The organism is Roseibacillus ishigakijimensis (assembly GCF_016595415.1).
Classification (GTDB): domain Bacteria; phylum Verrucomicrobiota; class Verrucomicrobiia; order Verrucomicrobiales; family Akkermansiaceae; genus Roseibacillus; species Roseibacillus ishigakijimensis.
This window is the reverse complement of the sequence record NZ_JAENIO010000118.1, coordinates 1-796: the sequence shown is the minus strand read 5'-3', so window position 1 is coordinate 796 and position 796 is coordinate 1. Positions and strand designations below refer to the sequence as shown.

Below are 796 nucleotides of genomic sequence, written 5' to 3'. Positions count from 1 at the left end.
AGTCCAAGTGGCTGCGGGATAGCCCACGAAAATCCTAAGCACGCCATTTTTCCTTGAAAAGGTGCTGGTCTGGCAAATCATCAACCATATAATCTAGCCTGAAAATCGTGGACTGGGACAGATTAGCTAACGAACTCAACTGTCCCAATCAGGGCGGAGACGCACTTGCTCAAGAAGGAATCGCTCGCATTCTTGGCGAGGAGTTTATTCGCGAGGCAGTCGATAAAGCAATTGTGATCGTGGACCCAGGGTCAGAGCTCGCTCGGTCAGTTTTGATTTTTCTGCGTTCTAGGGGAGCGGTTGACTACGCCCTTGAAATTTACCGCGACACTCCTGATTTGGAGCTAAAACGCTCGGTGGTTAATCTACTGAAGGCGATTTCCGATGAAACCATTCTTGAAGTCGTTCCCGAATTCTTGGCCCACGAAGACGAAGGTATTCAGAATTGGGGCGCAGCGATTGTAGACCAGTTGGCATTTTCCGGCATGATCGACGAGGATGATTGCAGTGCAGCTTTATCGATAATGGAGAGCCATTCGAATCCGCAGGTGAGATGGCATCGGGAAGAGGTTTTGAAAGAGCTAGCTCGATAATCAAGAAGGCTAACAAGGCGGTGATGCCAAGACGGACCCGCAGGCTTGATCACATTCGCAGGCGAAGTGGAGGCTTTTTCCTTGTTCGCCGTCTGGCATACCTTTAACGTTCGCTTAAGAAATGGCATTCTTGATGGAAGACTTATTTTCGAATCAAGCCTTTAGATTTACCCTTTGCTGTCTAACTGCGTTCTTCGTGAACC

1 protein-coding gene is annotated in these 796 nt (G+C 48.7%); it reads left to right on the top strand.

Annotated elements, in window-relative coordinates; all coding sequences use genetic code 11:
- The first annotated feature begins 107 nt into the window (after window positions 1-107).
- Window positions 108-593: a hypothetical protein gene (locus JIN78_RS16815; protein WP_200393157.1), complete on the top strand. Its 486-nt coding sequence runs from the start codon at window positions 108-110 to the stop codon at window positions 591-593.
- Window positions 594-796 lie beyond the last annotated feature (203 nt).